The sequence below is a fragment of the Gordonia aquimaris genome, from assembly GCF_026262595.1.
Taxonomy (GTDB): Bacteria; Actinomycetota; Actinomycetes; order Mycobacteriales; family Mycobacteriaceae; genus Gordonia; species Gordonia tangerina.
This window is the reverse complement of record NZ_JAPKFM010000010.1, coordinates 92,712-116,446: the sequence shown is the minus strand read 5'-3', so window position 1 is coordinate 116,446 and position 23,735 is coordinate 92,712. Positions and strand designations below refer to the sequence as shown.

At 67.3% G+C, this 23,735-nt stretch carries 25 protein-coding genes; 17 read left to right on the top strand and 8 right to left on the bottom strand.

All coding sequences use genetic code 11. The features are described 5' to 3' along the window. The first annotated feature begins 19 nt into the window (after nt 1–19). Genes OSB52_RS11690 through cofG form a run of 3 tightly spaced genes read left to right on the top strand, consistent with a single transcriptional unit; the run spans nt 20 to nt 3,884 of the window. Nucleotides 20–1,141: an FO synthase gene (locus OSB52_RS11690; protein ID WP_266061779.1), complete on the top strand. Its 1,122-nt coding sequence runs from the start codon at nt 20–22 to the stop codon at nt 1,139–1,141. Next, nucleotides 1,138–2,643 (top strand): flavin-containing monooxygenase, encoded by a 1,506-nt coding sequence (locus OSB52_RS11685; protein WP_266061778.1) that lies wholly within the window; start codon nt 1,138–1,140, stop codon nt 2,641–2,643. The genes OSB52_RS11690 and OSB52_RS11685 overlap by 4 nt, the downstream gene beginning before the upstream one ends. Beyond that, a complete protein-coding gene (cofG, locus tag OSB52_RS11680; RefSeq protein ID WP_266061777.1) occupies nt 2,640–3,884 on the top strand; it encodes a 7,8-didemethyl-8-hydroxy-5-deazariboflavin synthase CofG in 1,245 nt (414 codons plus the stop codon). Before OSB52_RS11685 ends, cofG begins: the two co-directional genes overlap by 4 nt. Nucleotides 3,885–3,936: 52 nt before the next feature. On the opposite strand, the gene OSB52_RS11675 is transcribed toward cofG, so the two are convergent. After that, the gene (locus tag OSB52_RS11675) at nt 3,937–4,305 is read right to left on the bottom strand and encodes a rhodanese-like domain-containing protein (protein WP_235722444.1); all 369 of its coding nucleotides are present in this window, start codon (nt 4,303–4,305) and stop codon (nt 3,937–3,939) included. 5 nt (nt 4,306–4,310) lie between these two features. Beyond that, on the bottom strand, nt 4,311–4,856 hold the full coding sequence (locus tag OSB52_RS11670; protein WP_266061776.1) for a cupin domain-containing protein: 546 nt from the start codon (nt 4,854–4,856) through the stop codon (nt 4,311–4,313). Between the two features lie 295 nt (nt 4,857–5,151). Between OSB52_RS11670 and fdxA the strand changes: the two genes are divergently transcribed. Next, nucleotides 5,152–5,481 (top strand): ferredoxin, encoded by a 330-nt coding sequence (gene fdxA, locus OSB52_RS11665; RefSeq protein WP_235722448.1) that lies wholly within the window; start codon nt 5,152–5,154, stop codon nt 5,479–5,481. A gap of 9 nt (nt 5,482–5,490) precedes the next feature. After that, nucleotides 5,491–6,612: a succinyldiaminopimelate transaminase gene (gene dapC, locus OSB52_RS11660; protein ID WP_266061774.1), complete on the top strand. Its 1,122-nt coding sequence runs from the start codon at nt 5,491–5,493 to the stop codon at nt 6,610–6,612. Between the two features lie 35 nt (nt 6,613–6,647). Here the strand turns inward: dapC and dapD are convergent, their stop codons facing one another. Continuing rightward, nucleotides 6,648–7,616, bottom strand: a complete 969-nt coding sequence (gene dapD / locus OSB52_RS11655; protein WP_266061772.1) for a 2,3,4,5-tetrahydropyridine-2,6-dicarboxylate N-succinyltransferase — start codon at nt 7,614–7,616, stop codon at nt 6,648–6,650. Nucleotides 7,617–7,654: 38 nt separating this feature from the next. Here dapD and OSB52_RS11650 point away from each other — a divergent pair, with 38 nt between their 5' ends. Further along, the gene (locus OSB52_RS11650; protein ID WP_266061770.1) at nt 7,655–8,332 is read left to right on the top strand and encodes a DUF6597 domain-containing transcriptional factor; all 678 of its coding nucleotides are present in this window, start codon (nt 7,655–7,657) and stop codon (nt 8,330–8,332) included. A gap of 8 nt (nt 8,333–8,340) precedes the next feature. On the opposite strand, the gene OSB52_RS11645 is transcribed toward OSB52_RS11650, so the two are convergent. Next, entirely contained in the window at nt 8,341–8,751 is a 411-nt protein-coding gene (locus OSB52_RS11645; protein WP_266061769.1) for a VOC family protein, read from the bottom strand. 104 nt (nt 8,752–8,855) lie between these two features. Between OSB52_RS11645 and dapE the strand changes: the two genes are divergently transcribed. The 9 genes from dapE to OSB52_RS11600 all read left to right on the top strand — a co-directional run bounded on the left by dapE (nt 8,856) and on the right by OSB52_RS11600 (nt 17,115). After that, nucleotides 8,856–9,959, top strand: a complete 1,104-nt coding sequence (dapE, locus tag OSB52_RS11640; protein WP_266061823.1) for a succinyl-diaminopimelate desuccinylase — start codon at nt 8,856–8,858, stop codon at nt 9,957–9,959. Nucleotides 9,960–9,977: 18 nt separating this feature from the next. Beyond that, a complete protein-coding gene (locus tag OSB52_RS11635; protein ID WP_266061767.1) occupies nt 9,978–10,811 on the top strand; it encodes an LOG family protein in 834 nt (277 codons plus the stop codon). Next, nucleotides 10,808–11,344 carry an LOG family protein gene (locus OSB52_RS11630; protein WP_266061766.1) on the top strand — a complete coding sequence of 179 codons (537 nt, stop codon included), beginning with the start codon at nt 10,808–10,810 and terminating at the stop codon, nt 11,342–11,344. Before OSB52_RS11635 ends, OSB52_RS11630 begins: the two co-directional genes overlap by 4 nt. A gap of 129 nt (nt 11,345–11,473) precedes the next feature. Next, nucleotides 11,474–13,270 carry a long-chain-acyl-CoA synthetase gene (locus OSB52_RS11625; protein ID WP_266061765.1) on the top strand — a complete coding sequence of 599 codons (1,797 nt, stop codon included), beginning with the start codon at nt 11,474–11,476 and terminating at the stop codon, nt 13,268–13,270. Between the two features lie 160 nt (nt 13,271–13,430). Next, entirely contained in the window at nt 13,431–14,294 is an 864-nt protein-coding gene (gene folP, locus OSB52_RS11620) for a dihydropteroate synthase (protein ID WP_235722458.1), read from the top strand. Further along, nucleotides 14,291–15,358: a glucosyl-3-phosphoglycerate synthase gene (locus OSB52_RS11615; protein ID WP_266061762.1), complete on the top strand. Its 1,068-nt coding sequence runs from the start codon at nt 14,291–14,293 to the stop codon at nt 15,356–15,358. The genes folP and OSB52_RS11615 overlap by 4 nt, the downstream gene beginning before the upstream one ends. Before the next feature lie 102 nt (nt 15,359–15,460). Then, complete coding sequence (locus OSB52_RS11610; RefSeq protein ID WP_235722461.1) at nt 15,461–15,838, top strand: DivIVA domain-containing protein; 378 nt, start codon at nt 15,461–15,463, stop codon at nt 15,836–15,838. 189 nt (nt 15,839–16,027) lie between these two features. Then, entirely contained in the window at nt 16,028–16,195 is a 168-nt protein-coding gene (locus OSB52_RS11605) for a DUF3117 domain-containing protein (RefSeq protein ID WP_076479797.1), read from the top strand. A gap of 47 nt (nt 16,196–16,242) precedes the next feature. Continuing rightward, nucleotides 16,243–17,115: a putative RNA methyltransferase gene (locus OSB52_RS11600; protein ID WP_328713736.1), complete on the top strand. Its 873-nt coding sequence runs from the start codon at nt 16,243–16,245 to the stop codon at nt 17,113–17,115. Here OSB52_RS11600 and glgA read toward each other — a convergent pair. Next, complete coding sequence (glgA, locus tag OSB52_RS11595; protein WP_235722463.1) at nt 17,094–18,260, bottom strand: glycogen synthase; 1,167 nt, start codon at nt 18,258–18,260, stop codon at nt 17,094–17,096. The two genes, OSB52_RS11600 and glgA, sit on opposite strands and share 22 nt — an antisense overlap. Nucleotides 18,261–18,373: 113 nt before the next feature. On the opposite strand from glgA, the gene glgC reads away from it, so the two are divergent. Continuing rightward, nucleotides 18,374–19,588 carry a glucose-1-phosphate adenylyltransferase gene (gene glgC / locus OSB52_RS11590; protein ID WP_266061758.1) on the top strand — a complete coding sequence of 405 codons (1,215 nt, stop codon included), beginning with the start codon at nt 18,374–18,376 and terminating at the stop codon, nt 19,586–19,588. A 54-nt stretch (nt 19,589–19,642) separates the two neighbouring features. Here glgC and OSB52_RS11585 read toward each other — a convergent pair whose 3' ends face one another. The 3 genes from OSB52_RS11585 to cofD are packed head-to-tail and all read right to left on the bottom strand — an operon-like array spanning nt 19,643 to nt 22,661. Further along, on the bottom strand, nt 19,643–20,212 hold the full coding sequence (locus OSB52_RS11585; RefSeq protein WP_266061756.1) for an NUDIX hydrolase: 570 nt from the start codon (nt 20,210–20,212) through the stop codon (nt 19,643–19,645). Continuing rightward, entirely contained in the window at nt 20,209–21,567 is a 1,359-nt protein-coding gene (locus OSB52_RS11580; RefSeq protein ID WP_266061754.1) for a coenzyme F420-0:L-glutamate ligase, read from the bottom strand. The genes OSB52_RS11585 and OSB52_RS11580 overlap by 4 nt, the downstream gene beginning before the upstream one ends. Next, nucleotides 21,564–22,661 carry a 2-phospho-L-lactate transferase gene (gene cofD / locus OSB52_RS11575; RefSeq protein ID WP_266061753.1) on the bottom strand — a complete coding sequence of 366 codons (1,098 nt, stop codon included), beginning with the start codon at nt 22,659–22,661 and terminating at the stop codon, nt 21,564–21,566. Before cofD ends, OSB52_RS11580 begins: the two co-directional genes overlap by 4 nt. Before the next feature lie 750 nt (nt 22,662–23,411). On the opposite strand from cofD, the gene OSB52_RS11570 reads away from it, so the two are divergent. Next, nucleotides 23,412–23,669 (top strand): WhiB family transcriptional regulator, encoded by a 258-nt coding sequence (locus OSB52_RS11570; protein ID WP_171011557.1) that lies wholly within the window; start codon nt 23,412–23,414, stop codon nt 23,667–23,669. The last annotated feature ends 66 nt before the right edge of the window (nt 23,670–23,735 follow it).

Here is a 23,735-nt window from a genome sequence, read left to right as displayed (position 1 = left end):
GTGCGGTTAGAGTGAGGGAATGGTCCTGCGGGAGTGGGCTCGGGACGCGCACGCCACTGTGCAGGCCGTCCGGGCAGCTGTGCGTCACGTCGCCGACGATCCGTCGTCGCTCGGCGACGACGAGTGGCTGGCGTTGCTCGGTGCCTCCGGCGCCGAACTCGACGAGCTCTGCGCGCTGGCCGACGACGCCCGCCGGACGATCACCGGAGACGAGCTCACCTTCGTCGTCAACCGCAACCTCGACACCTCGGTCGTCGGCTCGGGTCGGCCCGACGTTCCCGATGTCAGCGATCTGGTCGTCGAGGCATGGGAATTGGGTGCCACCGAGATCTGCCTGCAGGGACCGCTGTCCGTCGACGCTCCCACCGACGGGTACCTGCGCCTGGTCGACACCATTCACGCGGCGGCCCCGCAAATGCATCTGCACGCCTTCCGCCCGCCCGAGGTGCGCGACGCCGCCACTCGGATGGGGGTGTCGGTGACCGAGTTCCTGCGCCGTGCACACGCGGCCGGACTCGGCTCCGTGCCCGGCACGGCCGCCCAGATTCTCGACGACGATGTCCGTGCGCATCTTGCCGGTGGCGCCGCCCCACCTGTGGCCGAGTGGGTGTCGACCATCGAGGCGGCCCACCAGGTGGGAATGTTCTCGACGGCGACGATGCTGTATGGACACGTGGAGACCCCGCAGCATCAGCTCGACCATCTGCGTGCGCTGTGCGAGATGCAACGCCGCACGCGAGGGTTCAGTGAGCTCATCTTGATGCCACTGCTGCCCGAGAACGCCCCACCGCATCTGCGGGAGGTGGCCACCACGCCGGTCTCCCGGCGCGAGACCCGAGCCGTGCATGCGGTGGCCCGGCTGCTCACCCTGGGCACCTTCGACCACATTCAGGTCGCCTGGACCAAACACGACGCCGACACCACCGAGGCGTTGCTGGGCGGCGGAGCCGACGACATCGGGGGCCTGCTCATCGACGGCGACCTGATGCCGGACGCCGGCCAGGAGGCCGGACGGGTACTGGGCGTCGACGCGATCGCCGACCTCGGCGCACGGCTGGGACGCAATCCTCGCCAGCGAACCACCGGCTATGCGGATCCGCCGGCGCAGCGATTGACACCGATACCCCAGGTTCGTCGGTGAGCAGGACGTCTACTGCCGAGCCGCTGGTGATCGACGTGGCCATCGTCGGTGCCGGATTCGCCGGCATCGGCATGGCCACGCAATTGGCGCGGCGCGGACGAGACTCGTTCGTCGTCCTCGAACGGGCCGGTGGCGTGGGCGGCACCTGGCGGGACAACACCTATCCCGGCATCGCCTGCGACATCCCGGCACATCTGTACTCCTTCTCCTTCCGGCCTCCGTGGGACTGGGCGACGCTGTATCCGCAGGGTGCCGAGATCCGCCGCTATCTCGAACAGACGGTTGTTGACGAGGGGCTGACACCGCACATCCGGCTCGGCTGTGAACTCCGCGATGCGCGATGGTCGGACGCCGAATCTCGTTGGGAGATCGAGACCAGCGCGGGTGCCGTGTGCGCGCGGGTGTTGGTGATGGCCGTCGGGCGACTGTCTGAACCGCACATACCCGACATCGACGGACTCGAATCCTTTACCGGCACAGTCGTTCACACAGCGCAATGGCGTGACGACCTGCTCGCCGGAGGCGAGCGGATCGGGGTCGTGGGTACCGGTGCCTCCGCGGTTCAGGTGATTCCGCACCTCGCTGCGGACGCCGAGGAGCTCGTCGTGTTCTCCCGCACACCACCGTATGTCGTGCCGCGTGACGATCGCCGGTTCACCGTCGAGGAACGAGCCGAACTCGCGGTGCCTGAACGTGCGCAGGCAGTCCGGCAGGACATGCTCGCCGACGCCGACCGGGCCTTCCGGCAGCGCCTGGGGTTGCGGCCCGACATCGATGCCATCCGCGAGCGCGCCTCGAGTCATCTCCGCCGGCAGGTCGCCGCCCCGGGCCTGCGCGCGGCGCTGACCCCGGACTACGAGATCGGCTGCAAACGCATCCTGCTCAGCGATGATTTCTACCCGGCGCTGCAACGGCCGAATGTGGTGTTCGAACCGAGCGCGCTCGACTCGGTCGTCGAGTGCAAGGCGCGCGCGGTCAGTGGACAGACCTACGACCTCGATGTGCTGGTGATGGCGACCGGTTTCGAGGCCACCCGGCTACCTGCCGCGGTACGGGTGCGGGGCCGCCACGGGGAGGTCCTGGACGACCACTGGTCGGCGGGCATGGTGTCATTCGCCTCCACGGCGGTCCACGGTTTCCCGAACATGTTCGTCCTCGACGGTCCGAATGCCGCCCTGGGACACAATTCGGCCATCTACATGATCGAGACGCAGTTGGATTATGTGGTGGGCGCTCTGGACCACATGGCGCGCAACGCCATCGTCGCCATCGAGGTGACCGCGGCGGCCGAAGAGGCCTACACCCGGGAGATCGACGAGCGCAGCGCCTCGACGGTGTGGTTGACCGGATGCAACAGTTGGTACGTGGATCCCAGAAGCGGTCGGCTCACCCTGTTGTGGCCCGGCACCGCGGTGTCGTTCCGCGAACGCAACGGCACCTTCGATCCGACGCCCTATGAGATCGAATCCCGACCCGTCGACGAAGGAGGTCGATACCCGTGACAGACGAGACGATCGCCGATGCACTCGACGCCGCCCGTTGCGGCGCCGACCTCGATGAGACTCAGGCCGCCGCCTTGCTCGCCTGCTCCGGTGACGACTTGATCGCACTGCAGGAGATCGCCTCGCGGCTGCGTGACGACGGCCTCGCCGGGGCCGGACGTGACCGGCAAATCACCTATTCCCGAAAGGTGTTCGTCCCTCTCACCCGGCTGTGTCGGGATCGATGCCACTATTGCACCTTCGTCACCGTCCCCGGCAAACTCGCCCGCGCCGGGCAGGGCATGTACCTCGAGATCGACGAGGTAATCGAGATCGCCCGCAACGGTGCCGCGCTCGGGTGCAAGGAAGCACTGTTCACCCTCGGTGACCGCCCGGAGGATCGCTGGTCGCAGGCGGGTGAGTGGCTCGCCGCGCGGGGGTATGACTCCACCCTCGACTATGTGCGCGCGGCAGCGGTTGCCGTATTGCAGGAGACGGGTCTGCTCCCGCACCTGAACCCGGGGGTGATGAGTGCGGCCGAGATGCGGGCGCTGCGGCCGGTCGCGCCGTCGATGGGCATGATGCTCGAGACCACCTCGCGTCGGCTGTTCACCGAGAAGGGGCAGCCGCACTACGGCAGTCCGGACAAGGATCCGCGCGTGCGGCTGCAGGTACTGCACGACGCAGGGGCCGAACGCGTCCCGTTCACCACCGGCATCCTGGTCGGGATCGGGGAAACCCTCTCCGAGCGCGCCGAATCCATCATCGCGATCCGCGACATCCACCGGGCGCACGGACACATCCAGGAGGTCATCGTGCAGAACTTCCGCGCGAAGCCGGATACGGCGATGCGCGGCACCCCGGATGCCGAGATGACCGAATTCCTGGCGGCGGTGGCGGTGGCCCGTGTGGTGCTCGGACCGCAGATGCGAGTGCAGGCGCCGCCGAATCTGGTGTCGGCGCGGGAGTGTGCGGCGCTGATCGCCTCCGGTGTCGACGACTGGGGTGGCGTGTCACCGCTGACGCCCGATCACGTCAACCCCGAACGCCCCTGGCCCAACCTGGACGCGCTCGCGGAGATCACCGCGGAGTCGGGTTACATACTCAGCGAACGCATCACCGCGCAGCCGCCCTACGTGCTCGCCGGTTCTGAGTGGATCGATCCGGGTCTGGCCGGGCACGTCGCCGCCATCGCCGACCCGTCGACGGGTCTGGCGGCCGACGTCCACCCGCAGGGCCGTCCCTGGCCGGCCGTCGCCTGATCTCGGCCCTCCCGCCGAGAAGAACCCGGCATCCCGCCGAGGAGAAGCGGGCTCAGTCGCCGTCGAGTGCGCGCAGCGCCTGATGACCACCGATGACATCGGTGGCCCGGTGCAAGCCGAGCTGCTGCAGCGATGCCGCGGCGAGGCTGGAGGTGTAGCCCTGCGAGCACAGGATGATCCAGCGCACGTCGTGATCGACCGCTTCGGGTAGGCGCGCGTCACTGGCCGGATCGCAGCGCCATTCCAGAACGTTGCGTTCGACGACGAGTGCGCCGTCGGCTTCACCTTCCGCGGCTCGTTGGCCGGCCGGGCGGATGTCGACCAGGACCGCGCCTGCCGCCACCTCCGCCGCGACATCGGCCGCCTCGATGCGGTGCAGGCCGCGACGCGCCGCGGCGAGCAGATCGTCGATGGTGGGCACGTCGATCACTCCGGTTGGTCGGTGAGCTCGGTCCGGGTACGGCGTAATCGGCCCGGCTCGAGGACATCGTAGAAGGACATCGCCGTCAGCGGTGGGGAGTAGGCGTGCACACTCAGCGTCGGTTCGGTGGCCCCGGCGGTGCCGGCCGTCTGGCCGGGGTCATGGCGCTGCACATCGTGGACCCACCCCAGGGGGAACGATGCCTGATCGCCCGCGGCGAGCACCCGCACGGCGAGGTCCTGGCCGGTCCATCGGTACTCCCGCAGCGCCCCGGACAACACCGTCAGGGCGCCGATCGACCCCGCGTGGTCGTGCAGTTCGGTGGCACGGTCCGGGGTCCAGCTGATCAACCACAGGTCGAGCTCGTCGGTGGTCTCCAACCGTGCCGCCCAGCGCTCGACGGCGTCCCACTGTGGCGGGAGGAGGTGGTCGTAGACCCCGTCGAGGACGTCGGCCACACCCTGATCGGTGATCCGGCGCAGGTCTGCGGGCCGCAGCCGCGTCGGCAGCGTGGTGGTTCGGGTGCGCACTGGGTCGGCATGTGTGATCACGTGCACCAGAGTCGCGTGGGCGGGCCACGGCGTCGAGGATTGGACGCGCGCAGATCACAACGACGACAGAGTATGTGATCCGCATTACGTCTGAGCTCGTGGAACGGGGGCGGGTGTCGAACAGGGGGACGCCCGCCCGATACTCTTGGACACGGACTCATGTGTATGTGGCCCGTTCGTTCGGGGTCGCCGCGCGGTCCGTGATCCGGTGCGTTCAGCCCACGCACCGACCCCGGCGACGACACCGCGACCGCGATCGTTGCCGGGCCGCGAGTGTTTTGCAGCGAAGGAGAGTGTGGTGACCTACATCATCGCGGAGCCTTGTGTCGATGTCTTGGACAAGGCCTGCGTCGAGGAATGCCCGGTGGACTGCATCTACGAAGGTGGCCGGATGCTCTACATCCAGCCCGACGAGTGTGTCGACTGCGGTGCCTGCGAGCCGGTGTGCCCGGTCGAGGCGATCTTCTACGAGGATGATGTGCCCGACGAGTGGGAGCCCTACGTCAGCGCCAATGCCGACTTCTTCGACGACCTGGGATCACCGGGCGGTGCGAGCAAGGTCGGCAAGACCGAGGCGGACCCGGCGTTCATCAAGGGTCTACCGCCGATGAACGAAGAGGAATGAACTGACGCCGTGAGCACGTCTGGTTTCGCGACACGACGGCGGGTCAGCTCGGTGCTCCCGGACTTCCCGTGGGACACCATCGGCGCCGCCCGGGCGCGAGCCGCCGAACATCCCGGTGGCATCGTCGACCTGTCGGTCGGGACACCGGTCGATCCGGTCGATCCGGTGATCCGGGAGGCGCTGGCCGCATCCTCGGAGTTCCCGGGCTACCCGACGACAATCGGCACGTCTGCGTTGCGTACCGCTGCGGTCGGCGCCCTGGCCCGTCGGTTCGGCACCACCGGTCTCGACGAGTCGGCCATCCTGCCCGTGATCGGCACCAAAGAGGTCATTGCCGGCATGGTGTCGATGCTCGGTATCGGCGCAGGCGATGTCGTGGTGATTCCCGAGGTTGCTTACCCGACATACGAAGTCGGGGCGCTGCTGGCCGGTGCCACGGCGGTACGGGCGGATTCGACCGTCGCGCTGGGCCCCACCTCACCTGCGTTGCTGTATGTGAACTCGCCGTCCAATCCGACCGGCAAGGTGCTCGGCATCGATCACCTCCGCAAGGTCGTCGACTGGGCACGTGACCGGGGCACCATCGTGGTCTCCGACGAGTGTTACCTCGGTCTGACGTGGGAGGGGGAGGCATACTCGATCCTCGATCCCCGGGTCAGCGGCGGCGATCACCGTGGTCTGATCGCGGTGCATTCCTTGTCCAAGGTCTCCAATCTCGCGTCCTACCGGGCGGGCTTCCTCGCCGGTGACCGAGAACTGATCGGTGAACTACTCGCCGTTCGCAAACATGCCGGGATGATCGTGCCGTTCCCCATCCAGGGGGCGATGGTCGCCGCGCTCGACGACGACGATCACGCGCACGCTCAGCGCGAGCGCTACCGGGCCCGCCGCGAAGCGTTGCTCGCCGCGGTCACCTCGGCCGGATTCCGGGTCGACCACTCGGAAGCCGGACTCTATCTGTGGGCCACCCGGGGCGAGGACTCACGAACCACCCTGGATTGGCTCGCCGACCGCGGCATCCTCGCGGCACCCGGCGACTTCTACGGTCCCGCGGGCGCGCAGCATGTGCGCATCGCACTCACCGCGACCGACGAACGCATCGCCGCGGCCGCCGAACGTCTGAACCACTGAGGTGTGCCCGGTGCAAAACCGGGCACAGCCAGCGGTCAGTTGTTCTTGTGCAGCGCCTCGTTCAGGGCGATGCCGTCGCCCTTCCAGGGGACGACCTCCACGGCCCCGGTGAGGCTGTTGCGTCGGAACAGCAGGTTGGACTGCCCAGCCAACTCGCGGGCTTTGACCGCGGTGCCGTCCGGACCGGTGACCTTGGTTCCGGCCGTCACGTACAGGCCGGCCTCGATCACGCAGTCGTCGCCAAGGGGGATGCCGCAACCCGAGTTCGCACCGAGCAGGCACCGCTTGCCCAGCGCGATGATCTCCTTGCCGCCGCCGGACAACGTGCCCATGGTGGAGGCACCGCCGCCGATGTCGGAGCCGTCGCCGACCACCACACCGGCCGAGATACGACCTTCCACCATCGACGAGCCCAGCGTCCCGGCGCTGTAGTTGACGAAACCCTCGTGCATGACGGTGGTCCCGGGAGCGAGATGAGCGCCCAGACGGACCCGGTCGGCGTCCCCGATCCGTACGCCGCCGGGCAGCACGTAGTCGACCATGCGCGGGAATTTGTCGATGCTGTAGACGGTGACCGGACCGCGCGAGCGAAGGCGCGCGCGGGTGGTCTCGAAACCGTCGATGGGGCAGGGTCCGTGATTGGTCCACACCACGTTGGTCAGCAGGCCGAAGATGCCCTCGAGGTTGGTGCCGTGCGGTGTCACCAGACGGTGCGACAGCAGGTGTAGACGGAGATACACGTCGTAGGCGTCGATCGGCGCCGACGACAGGTCCGTGATCGTGGTCTTCACCGCCACCGTCTTGACTCCGCGCGCGGCGTCCTCGCCGATCAGGTCACGCAGATCGTGCGGGACGGCGTCACCGTCGAGGACGACGGTCTCGCTCGTGGCGGGAGTGTTCAGTTCCGGCTCGGGGAACCAGACGTCGAGGACCACGCCCGGGTCAGCCGACCCGCCGTTGGTCACCGTGGCAATACCGGTTGCGAAAGCGCCGTTAGTCGTCACGGATGCACAGCCTACCGGGGGAGGGTGACACTCGATCGATGGCCGGGGCATCGACATCGGAGACCGCACGTGGTGCCGTGTGGTCGGCCGAACACGAGGTGGGGACGGCCGAGATCCTGCCGGACGGTTGCATGGATCTGATCTGGGACCGACGGCGTCTGCTGGTCGCCGGTCCCGACACCCACCCACACCAGCACGTCTGCGAGTCGGTCGAGCACATGGTCGGCATCCGGCTGGCGCCGGGCGTCGCGCCATGCGTGCTCGGCGTCCCGGCGTATGACGTTCGGGATCTGCGGGTCGATCTGACCGATCTCTGGTCGTCGGCGGAAGCGGCGCCCTGGCTCGACGCGCTCTGCGCCGCCGCCGAGCCGTCAGCGGTGCTGCGTCGACTCGCCGACACGCGTCGATGGGAGGTGCCCGGATGGGTCACTCCGGTCGCGGATGCGTTGGCGGGTGGTCGCCGCGTCGACGAGGTCGCCGGTCTGCTCGGTGGTACGACGCGCACCTTCCACCGCCATGCCCTGCGACATTTCGGCTACGGACCCAAAACGTTGCAGCGCATCCTCCGGGTACGTGCAGCGCGGGTCGACCTCGCTACGGGGGTCGAGCCGGCGCAGGTCGCGGCCGGCCGGCACTTCGCCGATCAACCGCATATGCATCGGGAGTTTCTCGACCTGGTGGGCCGCGGCCCGGATACCTTTCGGTGCGGCCCATAGCGCCCGAATCACTTGAGCGGGCAATAGAAGTCGACGGGATTGCCGTCGGGATCGCGGACCACGGCGTACCGCTGACCCCAGAATGCATCGAACGGTTCGTGGGCCGAAGAATGGCCGGCGTCGACGAGCCGCCGGTGCAGCGCGTCGACCTGCGCCGGCGAGGCGCACTCGAAGGCCACGGCCATGCGGTGGCCGCCGGACGGTTCGGTCCAGTCGGGGGTGAACGACGAGACGACATCGCGGGTGTCGAACATGATCCGCAACCCACCGGCAGTGGTGTCGGCATGCGGTTGGTTCTCTGCCCCCTCGGGGAATGTGAGACCGCACAACCGATAGAAGCCGAGAGCTGCGCCCATGTCGCGGGTGACGATGGACAGTGCGTTGAGCGCGGGAACCGGGGTGTCGTCGACAGAGGTCATGGCGGTGACGCTACTGCGGTCGGCGGTGAGGGTCTTGAACGTTTCGGACAATTGCTGCGGGTGGTGAGCGGTCGGTGAGCTCGGCCGACGGCTACGGTGATGGGGTGACTGCTGCCGACCTCGATCTACGCGCCGACCCGGTCGAGCTGACCGCGGCACTCGTCGACATCGCGAGCGAATCGGGCGACGAAGCCGCTATCGCCGATGCCGTGGAGAGTGCATTACGTTCCCAGGCAACCGGTTTCGAGATCGTCCGCGACGGCAACCGGGTTCTCGCGCGCACCGATCGGGGGCTACCGAGCCGAGTCATCCTGGCCGGTCATCTCGACACCGTGCCGGTGGCAGGCAATCTGCCGCATCGACGCACCACCGACGACGACGAGGGCGATGTGGTGCACGGCTGCGGCACCGTCGACATGAAGTCCGGCGACGCGGTGTTCCTGCATCTGGCTGCGACGTTGGTTGATCCGGCCCACGACCTGACGCTGATCTTCTACGACTGCGAGGAGATCGCTGCGAAGTACAACGGGCTCGGCGTGATCGAGCGGGAGCTACCCGACTGGTTACGCGGCGACGTTGCCATCCTCGGTGAACCGACCGGTGGACTGATCGAGGCCGGCTGCCAGGGCACCCTGCGGGTTCGGCTGTCGGCCTCGGGCGTCCGCGCACACTCGGCGCGGTCGTGGATGGGCGACAACGCCATCCACAAACTCGGTGGGGTGCTCACCACCCTCTCTCGCTACCGGCCGCGGACGGTCGACATCGACGGCTGTGAGTACCGCGAAGGGATGTCGGCGGTCGGACTCGGCGGTGGTGTCGCGGGCAACGTCGTACCCGACGCGGCGTATGTCGACGTGAACTTCCGTTTTGCACCCGATCGCAGCGTCGAGCAGGCCCTCGCGCACGTGCGTGACGTGTTCGCCGACTCCATCGCCGATGCCGAACTCGGTGTCGAGGTCATCGACTCGGCCGCGGGCGCCTTGCCGGGGCTGTCGAACCCGGCCGCGGCCGCATTGGTCGAAGCCGCCGACGGCCGGTTCCGCGCCAAGTACGGGTGGACCGACGTCTCGCGATTTTCGGCGCTGGGCATCCCGGCGGTCAACCTCGGGCCCGGAGACCCGAGTCTGGCCCATCGCGTCGACGAACGCGTTCCGGTGAGTCAGATCGGCCAGGTCGCAGATCTGCTGCGTGCGTTCCTGACCGGCTGACCGATAGGGAGATCTTCGATGGCGCGCACCGAGTACGACTCCGAATACAACTCAGGCGAGACGGGTCCTCGTGGCTCCGACAATCCGTCGGCGGACCTGGAGACTTGCTATGTGGGCCCGATCCGGGTCCGCCGGGATCCCGGCGAGGCGTCCGAGACCACCGACCGACGCCTGCTCGAGTGGGTGGATCCGCGCGATCGTGACTTACGTGCCGAGCGCACCATGCGCGACTCCTGGCGAGTACTGCGAATCCAGTCGGAGTTCGTGGCCGGGTTCGACGCGTTGAGCGAGGTAGCCGAGGCGGTCACGGTCTTCGGGTCGGCCAGGTTGGTGCCCGGTAGCGCCGAGTTCGATCTGGCGATCCGGCTCGGACGGGCGCTTGGGGAGGCCGGCTACGCGGTCATCACCGGTGGCGGTCCCGGCGCGATGGAGGCAGCCAATCGGGGCGCCTGGGACACCGGCGCGCAGAGCATCGGGCTCAACATCGAGCTGCCGTTCGAGCAGCACCTCAACGAGTGGGTCGACGTCGGCATGAACTTCCGCTACTTCTTCGTGCGTAAGACGATGTTCGTCAAGTATGCGCAGGCCTTCGTCTGTCTGCCCGGCGGCTTCGGCACTCTCGACGAAATGTTCGAGGCGCTGACGCTGGTCCAGACCAAGAAGGTTGTGCGATTCCCCATCGTGCTGGTCGGGCGGGAGCACTGGGCGGGCCTGCTGGACTGGATGCGCGAGGTTCTGCTGGCCAAAGGGATGATCTCCTCTGACGACCTCGACCTGCTCCACCTGGTCGACGAACCCGCCGAAGCGGTCGAGATCATCGCCGCTGCGGCTGCAGGGCGGGGTGGTCGATGAGCGCGATCTGTGTGTACTGTGCGTCCGGCCCGGTCGATCAGAGCTTTCTCGATCTCGCCGCCGACCTGGGGACCGCGATCGCCGACGCGGGACACACGGTGGTGTCCGGGGGCGGCAACATCTCCATGATGGGCGCGCTCGCGGAGGCGACGCGGGCCGCCGGCGGTAGGACCGTCGGCATCATCCCGCGTGCGCTGATGGAGCGCGAGGTGGCCGATCTCGGTGCCGACGAATTGGTGGTCACCGACACCATGCGCGAACGCAAGCGATTGATGGACGAGCGGGCCGACGGCTTCATCACGCTGCCGGGCGGGATCGGAACCCTCGAAGAGCTTTTCGAGACCTGGACCGCGGGATATCTCGGGATGCACGCCAAACCGGTGGTGCTGCTCGATCCGGTCGATTTCTATGCGCCGTTGCTCGAATGGCTGGATGATCTGTGTGGGCGTGGCTTCGTCTCCCGCCGCGCGTTGGACCGCCTTCTCGTCGCCCAATCCATACCGACCGCCATCCAACTTGCTACTGCTCGGTAAGGTAGGGCGCACGGCGTGTCCACGTGCGTATGGTGCGCGCCGCAGACCAGCGAGAACGCCGAACAACGCGAACATCGAACAACGCGAACACCGAGCGGCGTCAACACAAAGATGTGGAGTAGAGATCTGATGCCGAGCAGTGACACCCACACGGACACCTCCGCGGCCGAGCCGGTCGGACTGGGGGATCTGGCCCGGGGCGTGGTCAAGATGGCGCCGCATGCGCTGAACATGATCAAGCATGCGCCGGGACTCATCCACCGTCCGCCGCAGGCGAAGCGGACCATCGGCTCGATCTTCCAGAAGCACGCGGCCGCTCACCCCGATCGACCGTTCATCCGGTTCGAGGGTCGGTCGATGACCTACGGCGAGGTGAACCGCCGGGTCAACAGGTACGCATCCTTGCTGACCGACAACGGCGTCGGCACCGGTGATGTTGTCGCGATCCTGTCGAAGAACAACCCGACCGACCTGATGCTGATCCTGGCCACGGTGAAACTCGGTGCCGTGGCGGGCATGCTGAACTACAACCAGCGCGACAAGGTGATGGCGCACAGCGTGTCACTGCTCGAGGCCAAGGTCCTCGTGCACGACCCGGACTGCGCCGAGGCTTTCGGGTCGATCCCGGCCGACGTGCAGCCGCCGCACGTTTTCGATTTCGCCGAGTTCGACGCGGCGTCCGCGGACCGCAGCGAGGACAATCCCGCGGTCACCGAGGAGCTGCCGGCGTCGACCAAGGCGTTCTACATCTTCACCTCGGGTACCACCGGTATGCCCAAGGCGAGCGTGATGAGCCACAAGCGCTGGCTCGCGAATCTTTCCGGGATCGGCGGACTGGCGGTGCGCCTGCGCCACAGCGACACCATGTACGTGCCACTGCCGCTGTACCACAACAACGCGTTGTCGGTCGCGCTCGGCTCGGTCCTCGCATCCGGGGCATGTATTGCGATCGGCCGGTCGTTCTCGGCATCGAAATTCTGGGATGACGTCATCCTGAACCGGGCGACGGCCTTCTGCTATATCGGAGAGCTGTGCCGATACCTGTTGGCGCAGCCGGAGAAGCCGACCGATCGCCGGCACGCGGTGAAGGTGATCATCGGCAACGGAATGCGGCCGGAGATCTGGGACGAGTTTGCCGAGCGGTTCGGCATCGACCGCATCGTCGAGTTCTACGGCGCGAGCGAACTCAACGTCGCCTTCGTCAACGCCTTCAGTGTGAAGCGCACCGCCGGATTCTGTCCGTTGCCGTACAAGATCGTCGAATACGACGACCACGGCGAACCCCGCCGCGATGCGAACGGGCGTCTCACCAAGGTGGGCAAGGGTGGCACTGGTCTGCTCATCGCCGAGATCAGCGAACGGGTGCCGCTCGACGGCTACACCGATTCCGAGGCGACCGAGAAGAAGATCATCCGCGACGCGTTCAAGCCGGGCGACGCCTACTTCAATTCGGGCGACCTGGTGCGCGATCAGGGATACGCACACATCGCCTTCGTCGATCGGCTGGGTGACACCTTCCGATGGAAGGGCGAGAACGTGGCCACCACGCAGGTGGAAGGTGCCCTCGACTCCTTCGGGGCGATCGCCCAGTCGGTGGTGTACGGCGTGGAAGTGCCCGGCACCGACGGCCGCGCGGGCATGGCCGCGGTCAAACTGCGCGAGGGCGCCGATCTGGACCAGGGTGAGCTCGCCGCGCACCTGTACTCACACCTGCCGTCCTATGCGGTGCCGTTGTTCATCCGGGTGGTCGACGATTTCGAGCAGACCTCGACCTTCAAGAACCGCAAGGTGGAGCTGCGTGACGAGGGCTACTCCGACACCGGCGACGACCCGCTGCACGTGTTGGCCGGTCGCGACAAGGGGTACGTCGAGTTCTATGCCGACTATCCCGATGACGTCGCGAACGCGAAGGCGCCGAAAGGCTGAACCGCTCCCTGCCGGTCGAGTAGGTGTCGAGCGTTCGGTGGGTGTTGTTCTGCTGGTCGAGTTGGTGACGAGCGTCGTGTTCGGTGGGTGTTGTTCTGCTGGTCGAGTAGGTGACGAGCGCAGCGAGGAGCCGTATCGAGACCCTCGTTACCCTGGCACCATGCTCTCCACGCTGTGCGGCAAGTCCGTCGCCACCGACCGGGCTCTGGTGATGGCCATCGTGAACCGGACGCCCGATTCCTTCTACGACCGGGGTTCGAGCTTCACCGACACGGCGGCCCAGGAGCGGATCGAGCAAGCGGTGGCCGAGGGCGCCGACATCATCGACGTCGGTGGCGTCAAGGCGGGGCCGGGCGACGAGGTGGACGTGGCCACCGAGACCACCCGGGTGGTGCCGATGATCGGCTGGATCCGTGAGCGTTTCCCCGAGGTGTTGATCAGCGTCGACACCTGGCGGAGCGAGGTGGCCGAGCAGGCTTGCGAGGTCGGAGCCGATCTGATCAACGACACCTGGGCCGGCGCCGATCCGGCGTTGGTGAAGGTGGCGGCCGCACACCGTGCCGGCATCGTGTGTTCGCACACCGGAGGCGCCACCGTACGGACCCGTCCACATCGGGTGGCGTACGCCGATGTGGTGGCCGATGTGGTGGCCGACGTCACTGCAGCCGCCCGTCGTGCTGCCGATGCGGGGGTGCCGCGTGATTCGATCGTGATCGATCCGACACATGATTTTGGCAAGAACACCCATCACGGGCTTGCCTTGTTACGCCAGGTGAACGTTCTTGTTAATACCGGCTGGCCAGTGCTTATGGCGCTGAGCAACAAGGACTTTGTAGGGGAGACTCTGGGTGTGGATCTCGATGAACGGCTGGAGGGAACCCTGGCCGCGACCGCTCTGAGTGCCGCTGCCGGCGCCCGGATCTTTCGCGTCCACGAGGTTGCCGCCACCCGTCGCGTGGTCGACATGGTCGCTGCCATCGCGGGAACACGCCCACCCGCCCGAACAGTCAGGGGACTCGCATGACCAAACAGGTTCGTCGAACCCAACAACAACGTCGGCCGGCTCGTGCCGGGGGTCGCACCGCGACCGTTGCCAACAATCGGGACAAAACCACCATGTGGCCGACTCCCGCGGACACCATGGGTGCCAAACAGCGGTGGTCTGCCACCAACACCTGGGAACAGCCGGACTGGACCATCGACGAGTTGGTGGCCGCCAAGGACGGGCGCACAGTGTCTGTGGTGCTGCCGGCGCTGAACGAAGAAGAGACCGTCGCCGACGTCATCGCGTCGATTCGGCCGTTGTACGGCACGCTGGTCGACGAACTGATCGTGCTGGACTCCGGGTCCACCGACGCGACCGCCGCGCGTGCCCGGGAAGCCGGCGCCACGGTGGTCAGCCGCGAACAGGCGGTACCCGGTCTCGAGCCCGTCAAGGGCAAAGGAGAGGTGCTCTGGCGGTCGATCGCGGTCGCGACCGGCGACATCATCGCCTTCGTCGACTCCGACCTCATCGACCCCGATCCGATGTTCGTGCCGAAGATGCTCGGCCCATTGCTCGTCGACCCGAAGATCCAGTTGGTGAAGGGGTACTACCGGCGGCCGCTTCGGACCGGCGGCCAGCAGGATGCCAACGGCGGCGGACGGGTCACCGAGTTGGTCGCGCGTCCGCTGCTCGCGTCCCAGCGTCCCGATCTCACCGGAGTTCTCCAGCCGCTCGGCGGTGAGTACGCCGGTACGCGCGAACTCTTGTCGTCGGTGCCGTTCGCGCCTGGCTACGGCGTCGAGATCGGGCTGTTGATCGACACATTCGACCGCTACGGACTCGACGGCATCGGCCAGGTGAATCTTGGCGTGCGGACCCACCGGAACCGTCCGCTGATCGAGCTCGGTGTGATGAGTCGGCAGATCGTGGGAACGCTGATGCGGCGCTGCGGAATCGAGGACTCGGGGATCGGACTGACCCAATTCACCGCCGAGCCCGACGGTTCGTTCACCCCGCACACCACCGAGGTCTACCTCGAGGATCGACCACCCATGAGTTCGATTCTCGTCGAGGAGTCCGACGACGCGGAGATGGCGTCCTAGCACGCCCCAGGTGACATACGCCCCTGGTGACAACGAGTACGCCTCTACGGGGTCGATGACCGTCGGGGCACGCGCGGCAGGCTGTCTGCCACTATTGGTGCCATGCAGACGATGTTGCTGTATCTGCTGATCATGGCCGTGGTGGTCGCGGCGGTGTTCGCCGTGGTCTGGTTCGTGTTCGGCCGTGGTGAGGAGGTGCCGCCCATCGACCGCGGTACCACGCTGACTCGGTTGCCGCGTGCCGGCATCACCGGCGATCACGTTCGCGGCCTGGTCTTTCGGCAGACCCTGCGCGGGTACTCGCCGTCGGAGGTGGACTGGGCGATGGAGAAGCTCGCCCGTGAACTCGACGAACTGCGCGGCGTCGTGCTCGACCTGCAGGCACGCGAGGAAGCCGACATGCCGAGCGTCAACGGCATTCCGGGCCACTCCGTCGCGGCCGGCCCAGAGGTCGACGAGCCCCGATCAGACAGGACGTGATCGACGCGTCGATCATCCGATCGGACCTCCGTGCCGGGCGTCGAATGGGCGTTTTCGGCACGTCGCCGCAGAGTGCGCGGGTGATCATCTCGCCACCACGTATCATTGTCCTGGCACCTGTGGCAGTCCGATCGCTGCGCCGGGTGTCGTTCCACACGGTGTGGCGGATGCTCTGAAAGGAGTTCGAGAATGGCGGCGATGAAGCCACGTACTGGGGATGGCCCCCTCGAAGCGGCCAAGGAGGGACGTGGAATCGTTGTCCGGATTCCGATCGAGGGCGGCGGGCGCCTGGTGGTCGAACTGAGTGCCGACGAGGCTGCCGCCCTCGGCGAGGAACTGCGCGGGGTCACCGGCTGAGTCGATCAGCTGATCGGCAGGTTCCGCTGCGCGTCGTCGAATCCGCGTTGCGGTGCCCGGTCTGTTCCGTCGCACTCGAGGTCGCCGACGACGACCGATCCCTGATCTGTGTGACGTCACATCGATTCGACATCGCCCGGCAGGGGTATGTCTCGCTTCTCGACGGTCGCTCGACACCGCATCGCTCCGACACCGCTGCCATGGTCGGCGCGCGACGGCGGGTGCATGAATCCGGGCTCTTCGACCCGGTCTTCCGAGCGGTCGCCGATGCCGCGTGGCCGGTACCCGGAAGCGACCTCGAATCGAACCGACCGCCGATGGTGCTCGATGCGGGCGCCGGAACCGGCCACTACCTGGCCGCGACTCTCGCCGGCTCGGACGAGTTGTGGGGCATCGGACTGGACCTGTCGAAGTTCTGTGCCCGTGCCATCGCTCGTGGACACCCGCGTGCCGCCGCTGTGGTCGCCGACGTCTGGCGTCCCCTGCCGATCCGCACCGCCTCGGTGGGTGCGGTGCTGTCGGTGTTCTCCCCCCGCAACATCGACGAGTTCGCCCGGGTGCTGCATCCCGGCGGGGTGTTGGTGGTGGTGACACCCAACGCCGATCACCTCGGCGAGATCGTCGGACCGATGGACATGTTGGGCATCGCCGACGACAAGGACCGACGACTGCGCTCGGCACTCGGCGACCGTTTCGAGGTCATCGGCGAACACCCGGTGGCGCACCGCCGCGAGCTCGATGCGGCGGGCATAGGCGACCTGGTGAGCATGGGTCCCTCCGCATTCCATCGCACCGCCGACGAGATCGCGTCAGCCGCCGCGGCGATGACCGAGATCTCCGGGCCCTGCGGGGTGACGGTGTCGGTCACGGTGACGGTCTGTCGGCCGACGACCGGTGATCACCGCAGGGTGAGCCGGTAGACCTCGAGCGTCTGCTCGGCGATCGATGCCCACGAGAACTCGGCCTGCGCACGTTCGCGGCCGGCGGTGCCCATCGCCTCGGCTTCGGCCGAATCGGAGACGACGGCGTTGACCGCCTCGGCCAGGCCCATCTCGAACGCGCGGGGATCGACCGGGTCGTAGGGCACCAGGCGCCCGCTGACGCCGTCGCGCACCACCTCCGGGATTCCGCCGACGGCAGAGGCCACCACGGCGGTCCCGCACGCCATCGCCTCGAGATTCACGATGCCGAGCGGTTCATAGATCGACGGACACAGAAAAACGTGTGCGGCGGTGAGGATCTCGCGAATTCGCGGCTGAGGCAGCATGTCGCGCACCCAGAAGACGCCGTCGCGGGACGTGGCCAGTTCGGCCACCGCCGCTTCGATCTCCGCGCCGATCTCCGGGGTGTCGGGAGCGCCTGCGCACAACACCAACTGGATGTCGGGATGGAACTGGTGGGCCGCTGCCACGAGATGTGCCACGCCCTTCTGACGGGTGATCCGCCCGACGAAGGCGACGATGGGACGGCTCGGGTCCACCCCGAGTCCGGTGAGCGCCGATTCCGGTCCGAACGGATCGTCCACCGGGAACCAGCTGGTGGTGTCGATACCGTTGCGCACCACGTGAACCCGTTCGGGGTCGAGCCGAGGGTAGGTGTTGCACACGTCGGTGCGCATCCCCGAGCTGACCGCGATCACCGCATCGGCGTACTCGACCGCATTGCGTTCGGCCCAACTCGAGACGCGATAGCCGCCACCGAGTTGTTCGGCCTTCCATGGGCGCATCGGCTCCAGTGAGTGCGCGGTGAGCACATGCGGAACCCCATGCAGCGCAGCCGAGAGGTGGCCCGCCAGGCCCGTGTACCAGGTGTGCGAATGGACCAGGTCGGCGCCATGCGCCCCGATCGCCATCCGCAGGTCCGTGGACAGCGTGGTGATCGCCGCGTTGGCCCCGGCCAGACCCGGATCGGGCTGATAGACCTGCGCGGTTTCCCGGTCGGCGCCCATACAGTGCACATCCACCGTGGTGAGTGCGCGCAGATGTCTGACGAGCTCCGTGACGTGTACGCCGGCGCCGCCGTACACCTCGGGTGGATACTCCCGGGTCATCATCGCCACCCTCATGCGCACGACGCTAACCGGATCGTCGCCGGCTCGCCATCGGTGTGGCGAAACTCGGCTTCGGGAGAGGGCCATTCGCCTAGCCGCGACGTTCGATGCCCGTTAAGTTGGAGCATGTGAGATCACAGCCGCACGTGCTCGGAATCGTTCTCGCAGGCGGCGAGGGGAAGCGCCTGTACCCCTTGACGATGGATCGCGCCAAACCGGCGGTTCCGTTCGGCGGCTCGTACCGGCTGATCGACTTCGTGCTCTCCAATCTGGTCAACGCCGGCTATGAACGGATCTGTGTTCTCACGCAGTACAAGTCGCATTCACTTGACCGTCACATCTCGCAGACCTGGTTCTCCTCGGGCTTCCACGGTGAGTACATCACCCCGGTGCCCGCCCAGCAGCGGCTCGGGCCACGCTGGTATACCGGCAGCGCCGACGCGATCTTCCAGTCGATGAATCTCATCAGCGACGAACGGCCCGAGTACATCGTCGTCTTCGGCGCCGACCACGTGTACCGGATGGATCCCTCGCAGATGGTCGAGGCCCACATCGATTCCGGTGCTGATGTCACCGTCGCCGGCATCCGGGTGCCCCGCGCGGAGGCGACCGCATTCGGCTGCATCGACTCCGATTCGACGGGACGGATCACCCGATTCCTGGAGAAGCCTGCCGAGCCTCCGGGCACCCCCGACGATCCCGAGGTCACCTTCGCGTCGATGGGCAACTACGTGTTCACCACCGACGCGCTGGTGGACGCGATCCGCGCCGACGCCGCCGACTCGGATTCCGACCACGACATGGGCGGCGACATAATTCCCGCCTTCGTCCGCCGGGATCGCGCCTATGTCTACGACTTCAAGGACAACGAGGTGCCCGGGGAGACAGAGCGGGACAAGGGCTACTGGCGAGACGTCGGTACGCTAGACGCCTTCTACGACGCACACATGGATCTCGTGTCCGTACACCCGGTCTTCAACCTCTACAACCAGCGGTGGCCGATCCGTGGCGAGACCGTCAACCTGCCGCCCGCCAAGTTCGTCCAGGGGGGAACGGCCCAGGATTCGGTCGTTGGTGCGGGTTGCATCGTGTCGGCCGGCACCGTCAGCGACTCGGTGCTGTCGGCGAACGTGGTGATCGAAGACGGCGCGATCGTCGAGGGCAGTGTGCTGATGCCCGGTGTGCGGATCGGTAAGGGAGCGGTCGTGCGCCACGCGATCCTCGACAAGAACGTGACGGTCGGCGAAGGCGTAGCGCTCGGCGTCGATTCCGAGGTCGACCGAGAGCGGTTCTCGGTGAGCAGCGGTGGTGTCGTAACCGTGGGCAAGGGCTTCCGCGTCTGACGCAGCATGCGGGAGTTCACCGACGCATCGCCACCGTTACCGCTGCCGTCGGCGTCACCGCATCGCGGCGAGGCCCCGGTCGATGAGGATCGGGACGTCGACGGTGTCCGTGTCCGCGGGGAGAGCATCGATCGGCCACCATGCCAGGTCGACCGACTCGTCGCTGCGGATCACCGGTGGCGGATCTCCGTCGGAGGTCGGTTCGGTGATCGCGGCGTAGCGCACGTCGAGGTGGCGTGTGGGTACGCCGAGCGAGCAGGTGATCGGATGGGTATGCAGATGGACCGGCATCGGCGAGAGTCGCAGGGTGGCGATACCGGATTCCTCGATAGCCTCCCGACGCGCGGCGTCGGCGATCGTCGTGTCGTCCGGCTCACAGTGCCCGCCGAGCTGAATCCACTTACCCACGCGCGGGTGCAGGGTCAGTAACACATGGCGCAGGGACGCGTCGAACACGATCGCCGACGCGGTGACGTGGCCGGGTTCGCTGGCACGCAGGCACCCGTCGGGGGCTGCGGCCAGGAATGCGAGATACGTGTGGCGCAGGGAGTCCTGTTCGGCATCGGGGGCGGCCCACGAGCGTAGGGCCTGCTCGGTCGAGGCCTTCAACGACGGTGCGCTCATCGCTCGATCACCAGTCCCGTGGTGTCGGCCGGTGCGCGGGTCGGGCTCTCGGTCGCGGGCCGCCCGACGGCGACGGCGCCCAACGGCTCCCACCCGTCGTCGAGGTCGAGAGCCCGGCGCACCACTTCGGGGGCGAAGATCGTCGACCCGATCCAGCAGCTACCGATCCCGCGCACCGACAGCGCGACCAGTAACGCGTTCACCGCGCCGCCGGCTGCGACGGTGAACATCGTGTGTTCGGCAGCGTTGCGTCGCGCATCCCGATACTCGTGAGCCCCGTCGGGAACCAGGAACGGTATCACCAGTTCCGGTGCGTCGTACAGGATCTGACCGCGGCCCAGACGTTTGGCCACCGACTCCGGTGACTTCGCGTCGCTCTCGAGATCGATACGCCAGGCCTGTCTCATCTCGTCGAGCAGGTGTGCACGGCGGTCGCCGGACCGCACCCACACGAAGCGGACGGGATGGGTGTGGTGCGGGGCCGGGGCGGTCAGCGCATCCGCGAACGCGGCGTGCATGATCTCGCTCTCGACGGGTTCGGGCGCAAAGGAACGCACCGATCGGCGGGTCAGCAGTGCCTCGCGCCGTCCGAGTTCGATGGCCTCGGCGGTGCCGAGTCGGAACAGGTCCTCGTCGGCGGGGCGGACCAGGTCGGCCGCCCGCGAACCGTCGTCGACAGGATGCAGGCCACGGATGACGGCGATGGGCATCCCGCCGAGTTTGCCCTTGACGAGATCGGCGGCGGCGGCGATCTCGTCGGCAACGGCGATGTCGGTCACGATCAGCGGATTGCCGTGCGCATCGACCGACCCGTCATAAGGGTGAGAGACGGCGACCCCTGCCGACCCGATCGCGACATCGGTCTGGCCGTTGCGCCACGCCCGACCCATGGTGTCGGTGACCACCACCGCCACGTCGAGATCGGCCAGCTCGTGGATGCGCCGTCGTAGTCCGGCCGCGCTGAGGTCCGGGTCGACGGGCAGCAGCGCGAGCTGATCGGTCGCGACATTCGAACCGTCGACGCCGGCGGCGGCCTGGACGAGACCGTTGCGGTTCTCCGTGATCAGCGTGCGGTTCTTGCGAGCCAGCACGCGAACCGATTCGGCGTCGATGAGTCGTCGGCGCAGAGCGTCTCGCTCGTCGGGGTCGGTCGGCGCATCGACCATGCGTCCCTCGACCTTGGAGAAGATCTTGCTGGTCGCCACGATCACGTCGCCGTCGGCGAGCCAGGGCGCCGCTGTGAGCAGTTCGGCGGCGACGTCCATGCCCGGCCCGAACTCGCCGAGGCCGGTGACCGGCCGGATCTCGAGTCCGCCGCTCGCGCCGTGGTCGGGTCGACCGGTGCCGGCGGTCATGCGGGTCCGCCAACGGAGCCGTCGTCGAGGTCGGGAGTGCCGACTCCGACGAGTGCGCACGCAACGCGCACCATCTGCGCGGTGGCGGCGGGATCGGTCATCAGCAGGGGAGCCGAGCCGATGGTGATCCCGTCGACGGCGGCCCGGTCGCCCTCGGCCACCAGCCAGCCGTCCAGGATTCCGTTGCCGCTGCGAGCGCCGTAGTGGGCCGCGATCGCCTCCGCCGAGGTCTCCACGCCGATCACCGACAGACATTCGTCGGCCATCCCACGCAGGGGCCGGTTGTCGATGACCGGCGAGATCCCGACCACCGGTGCGGACGTGGTCCGGAGCGCACTTCGGATGCCGGGCACACTCACGATGGCGCCGATGCTGACCACCGGGTTGCTGGGCGCGAGCAACACGACGTCGGCGTCGGCGATCGCCTCGGCAACTCCCGGCGCGGCTCGGGTGTCGTCGGAGCCCACCTGCGCGAACCCGAAGGTGGGTATGCGGGCGCGGTGGCGCACCCACCATTCCTGGAAATGAATGGCCACGCGCTCACCTTCGTCACCGTCGGGTTTGGCCACCACCACATGGGTCTCATGTCGGTCGTCGGTGGCCGGCAGCAAGCGCACCCCGGGCTGCCAACGCCGGCACAGGGCTGCGGTCACGTCGGACAGTCGATAGCCCGCGTCCAGCATCTGCGTGCGGATCAGGTGTGTGGCGAGATCGCGGTCACCCAGACCGAACCAGTCGGGGTCGGCGCCATAGGCGGCCAGCTCTTCCTTGGCGTGCCACGTCTCGTCGACCCGGCCCCAACCGCGGGCGGTGTCGATTCCGCCGCCGAGGGTGTACATGCACGTGTCGAGGTCAGGGCAGATACGCACCCCGTGCATCCAGGCATCGTCGCCGACGTTGACGACTGCGGTCACCGAATGCGTACCGGCGCTGGCGCCGGCATGTGGCGGGCTACCGATGACGTCGCCATCTGCCGTGTCCCGGTGCGAGGGCTGCTCGGCCGGATCGGGAAAGGGGGTGGGCTCGAATACCTCCCGCACGCCGGAGAGAAACCGCGCGCCACCGACACCGCCCACGAGGACCGTCACTTTCACCTCGTTCACTCTAGGCCATGTCTCCCAACGCCCTTGGCGGGCGTTGGCTGCTGTCACATGACTGACGCGTCGTCGGCGATGCATCGCGAACGTGCTGCGAGGACGCGAAGTCCGAGGTCACCGTCGGTACGCCGATGACGTGGCGACCGGGTGGCATCGGGTTCGCTACCATGGGTGGCACTCTGGGGGGGAGGGGATCGGCGATCTGTGAGATTGCAGATCTCCACCGACCCGGTCCGTGTCGGACCGAGAGATCCCGAAGACTGGTGGTATGAAGGAATCTTTCGGTTTAACTTGACCGCGGTGGCCTCGGCCGTGTGTAATCACATCAGTGTCATTCCGGGTTTCGAGATCGAGAATCGATGGAGCGCAAGGCTTTCGCTCATATGTTCGAAGAGCCCGGTGGGGGTTGGCCCCGGACACGCGGTGAGATCGACGGTGTGGGCAGATGCGGCGGAGCGGCAGGGTGGCCGGCCGCATCCGGCGGTAACTGGAACTGACAGACTCTCGAGCTAGGAGGCGCCGACGATGGCTTTCGAAAACCCGATCGGCAATCCCCTTGAACCACGCAATATTTCCGATCAACACAGCCCTGCCGCACCGATCGATCGGGCGGAAGAGCTCGCCGGTGCCGAGGTGGGCGTCAATCCCATTGGAGTGCCCGGCGATTCATTCATGTCGCCGATCATCGGTGTGGATTCCGCTGAGCCGGTAGAGAATTCGCCGTGGCCTCAGCGTCGCCACCTCTCCTTGGTGCCCAACGATTTCGATGATCTCTTCGACGCGGTCGAGGAACAGTGGCAGGACCGCGCGCTCTGTGCGCAGACCGATCCGGAGGCGTTCTTCCCGGAGAAGGGCGGGTCCACCCGCGAGGCCAAGCGCATCTGCCAGGGCTGCGAGGTCAAGTCGGAATGCCTCGAGTACGCGTTACACAACGACGAGCGGTTCGGCATCTGGGGCGGTCTCTCCGAGCGTGAGCGCCGCCGCCTCAAGCGCGGCATCATCTGAGGGTCCGCCGGTCCGCTCAGCGGGCCGAACAGTAGGGCGGTCACAGCTCCTGCGGTGTCACCGAGT

Coding starts and splice junctions, on each gene's coding strand:
- OSB52_RS11690 (WP_266061779.1), top strand. CDS start 20: ATGGTCCTGCGGGAGTGGGCTCGGGACGCGCACGCCACTGTGCAGGCC.
- OSB52_RS11650 (WP_266061770.1), top strand. CDS start 7,655: ATGGCCGGGGCATCGACATCGGAGACCGCACGTGGTGCCGTGTGGTCG.
- OSB52_RS11645 (WP_266061769.1), bottom strand. CDS start 8,751: ATGACCTCTGTCGACGACACCCCGGTTCCCGCGCTCAACGCACTGTCC.
- OSB52_RS11635 (WP_266061767.1), top strand. CDS start 9,978: ATGGCGCGCACCGAGTACGACTCCGAATACAACTCAGGCGAGACGGGT.
- OSB52_RS11630 (WP_266061766.1), top strand. CDS start 10,808: ATGAGCGCGATCTGTGTGTACTGTGCGTCCGGCCCGGTCGATCAGAGC.
- OSB52_RS11625 (WP_266061765.1), top strand. CDS start 11,474: ATGCCGAGCAGTGACACCCACACGGACACCTCCGCGGCCGAGCCGGTC.
- folP (WP_235722458.1), top strand. CDS start 13,431: ATGCTCTCCACGCTGTGCGGCAAGTCCGTCGCCACCGACCGGGCTCTG.
- OSB52_RS11615 (WP_266061762.1), top strand. CDS start 14,291: ATGACCAAACAGGTTCGTCGAACCCAACAACAACGTCGGCCGGCTCGT.
- OSB52_RS11610 (WP_235722461.1), top strand. CDS start 15,461: ATGCAGACGATGTTGCTGTATCTGCTGATCATGGCCGTGGTGGTCGCG.
- OSB52_RS11605 (WP_076479797.1), top strand. CDS start 16,028: ATGGCGGCGATGAAGCCACGTACTGGGGATGGCCCCCTCGAAGCGGCC.
- glgA (WP_235722463.1), bottom strand. CDS start 18,260: ATGAGGGTGGCGATGATGACCCGGGAGTATCCACCCGAGGTGTACGGC.
- OSB52_RS11585 (WP_266061756.1), bottom strand. CDS start 20,212: ATGAGCGCACCGTCGTTGAAGGCCTCGACCGAGCAGGCCCTACGCTCG.
- OSB52_RS11580 (WP_266061754.1), bottom strand. CDS start 21,567: ATGACCGCCGGCACCGGTCGACCCGACCACGGCGCGAGCGGCGGACTC.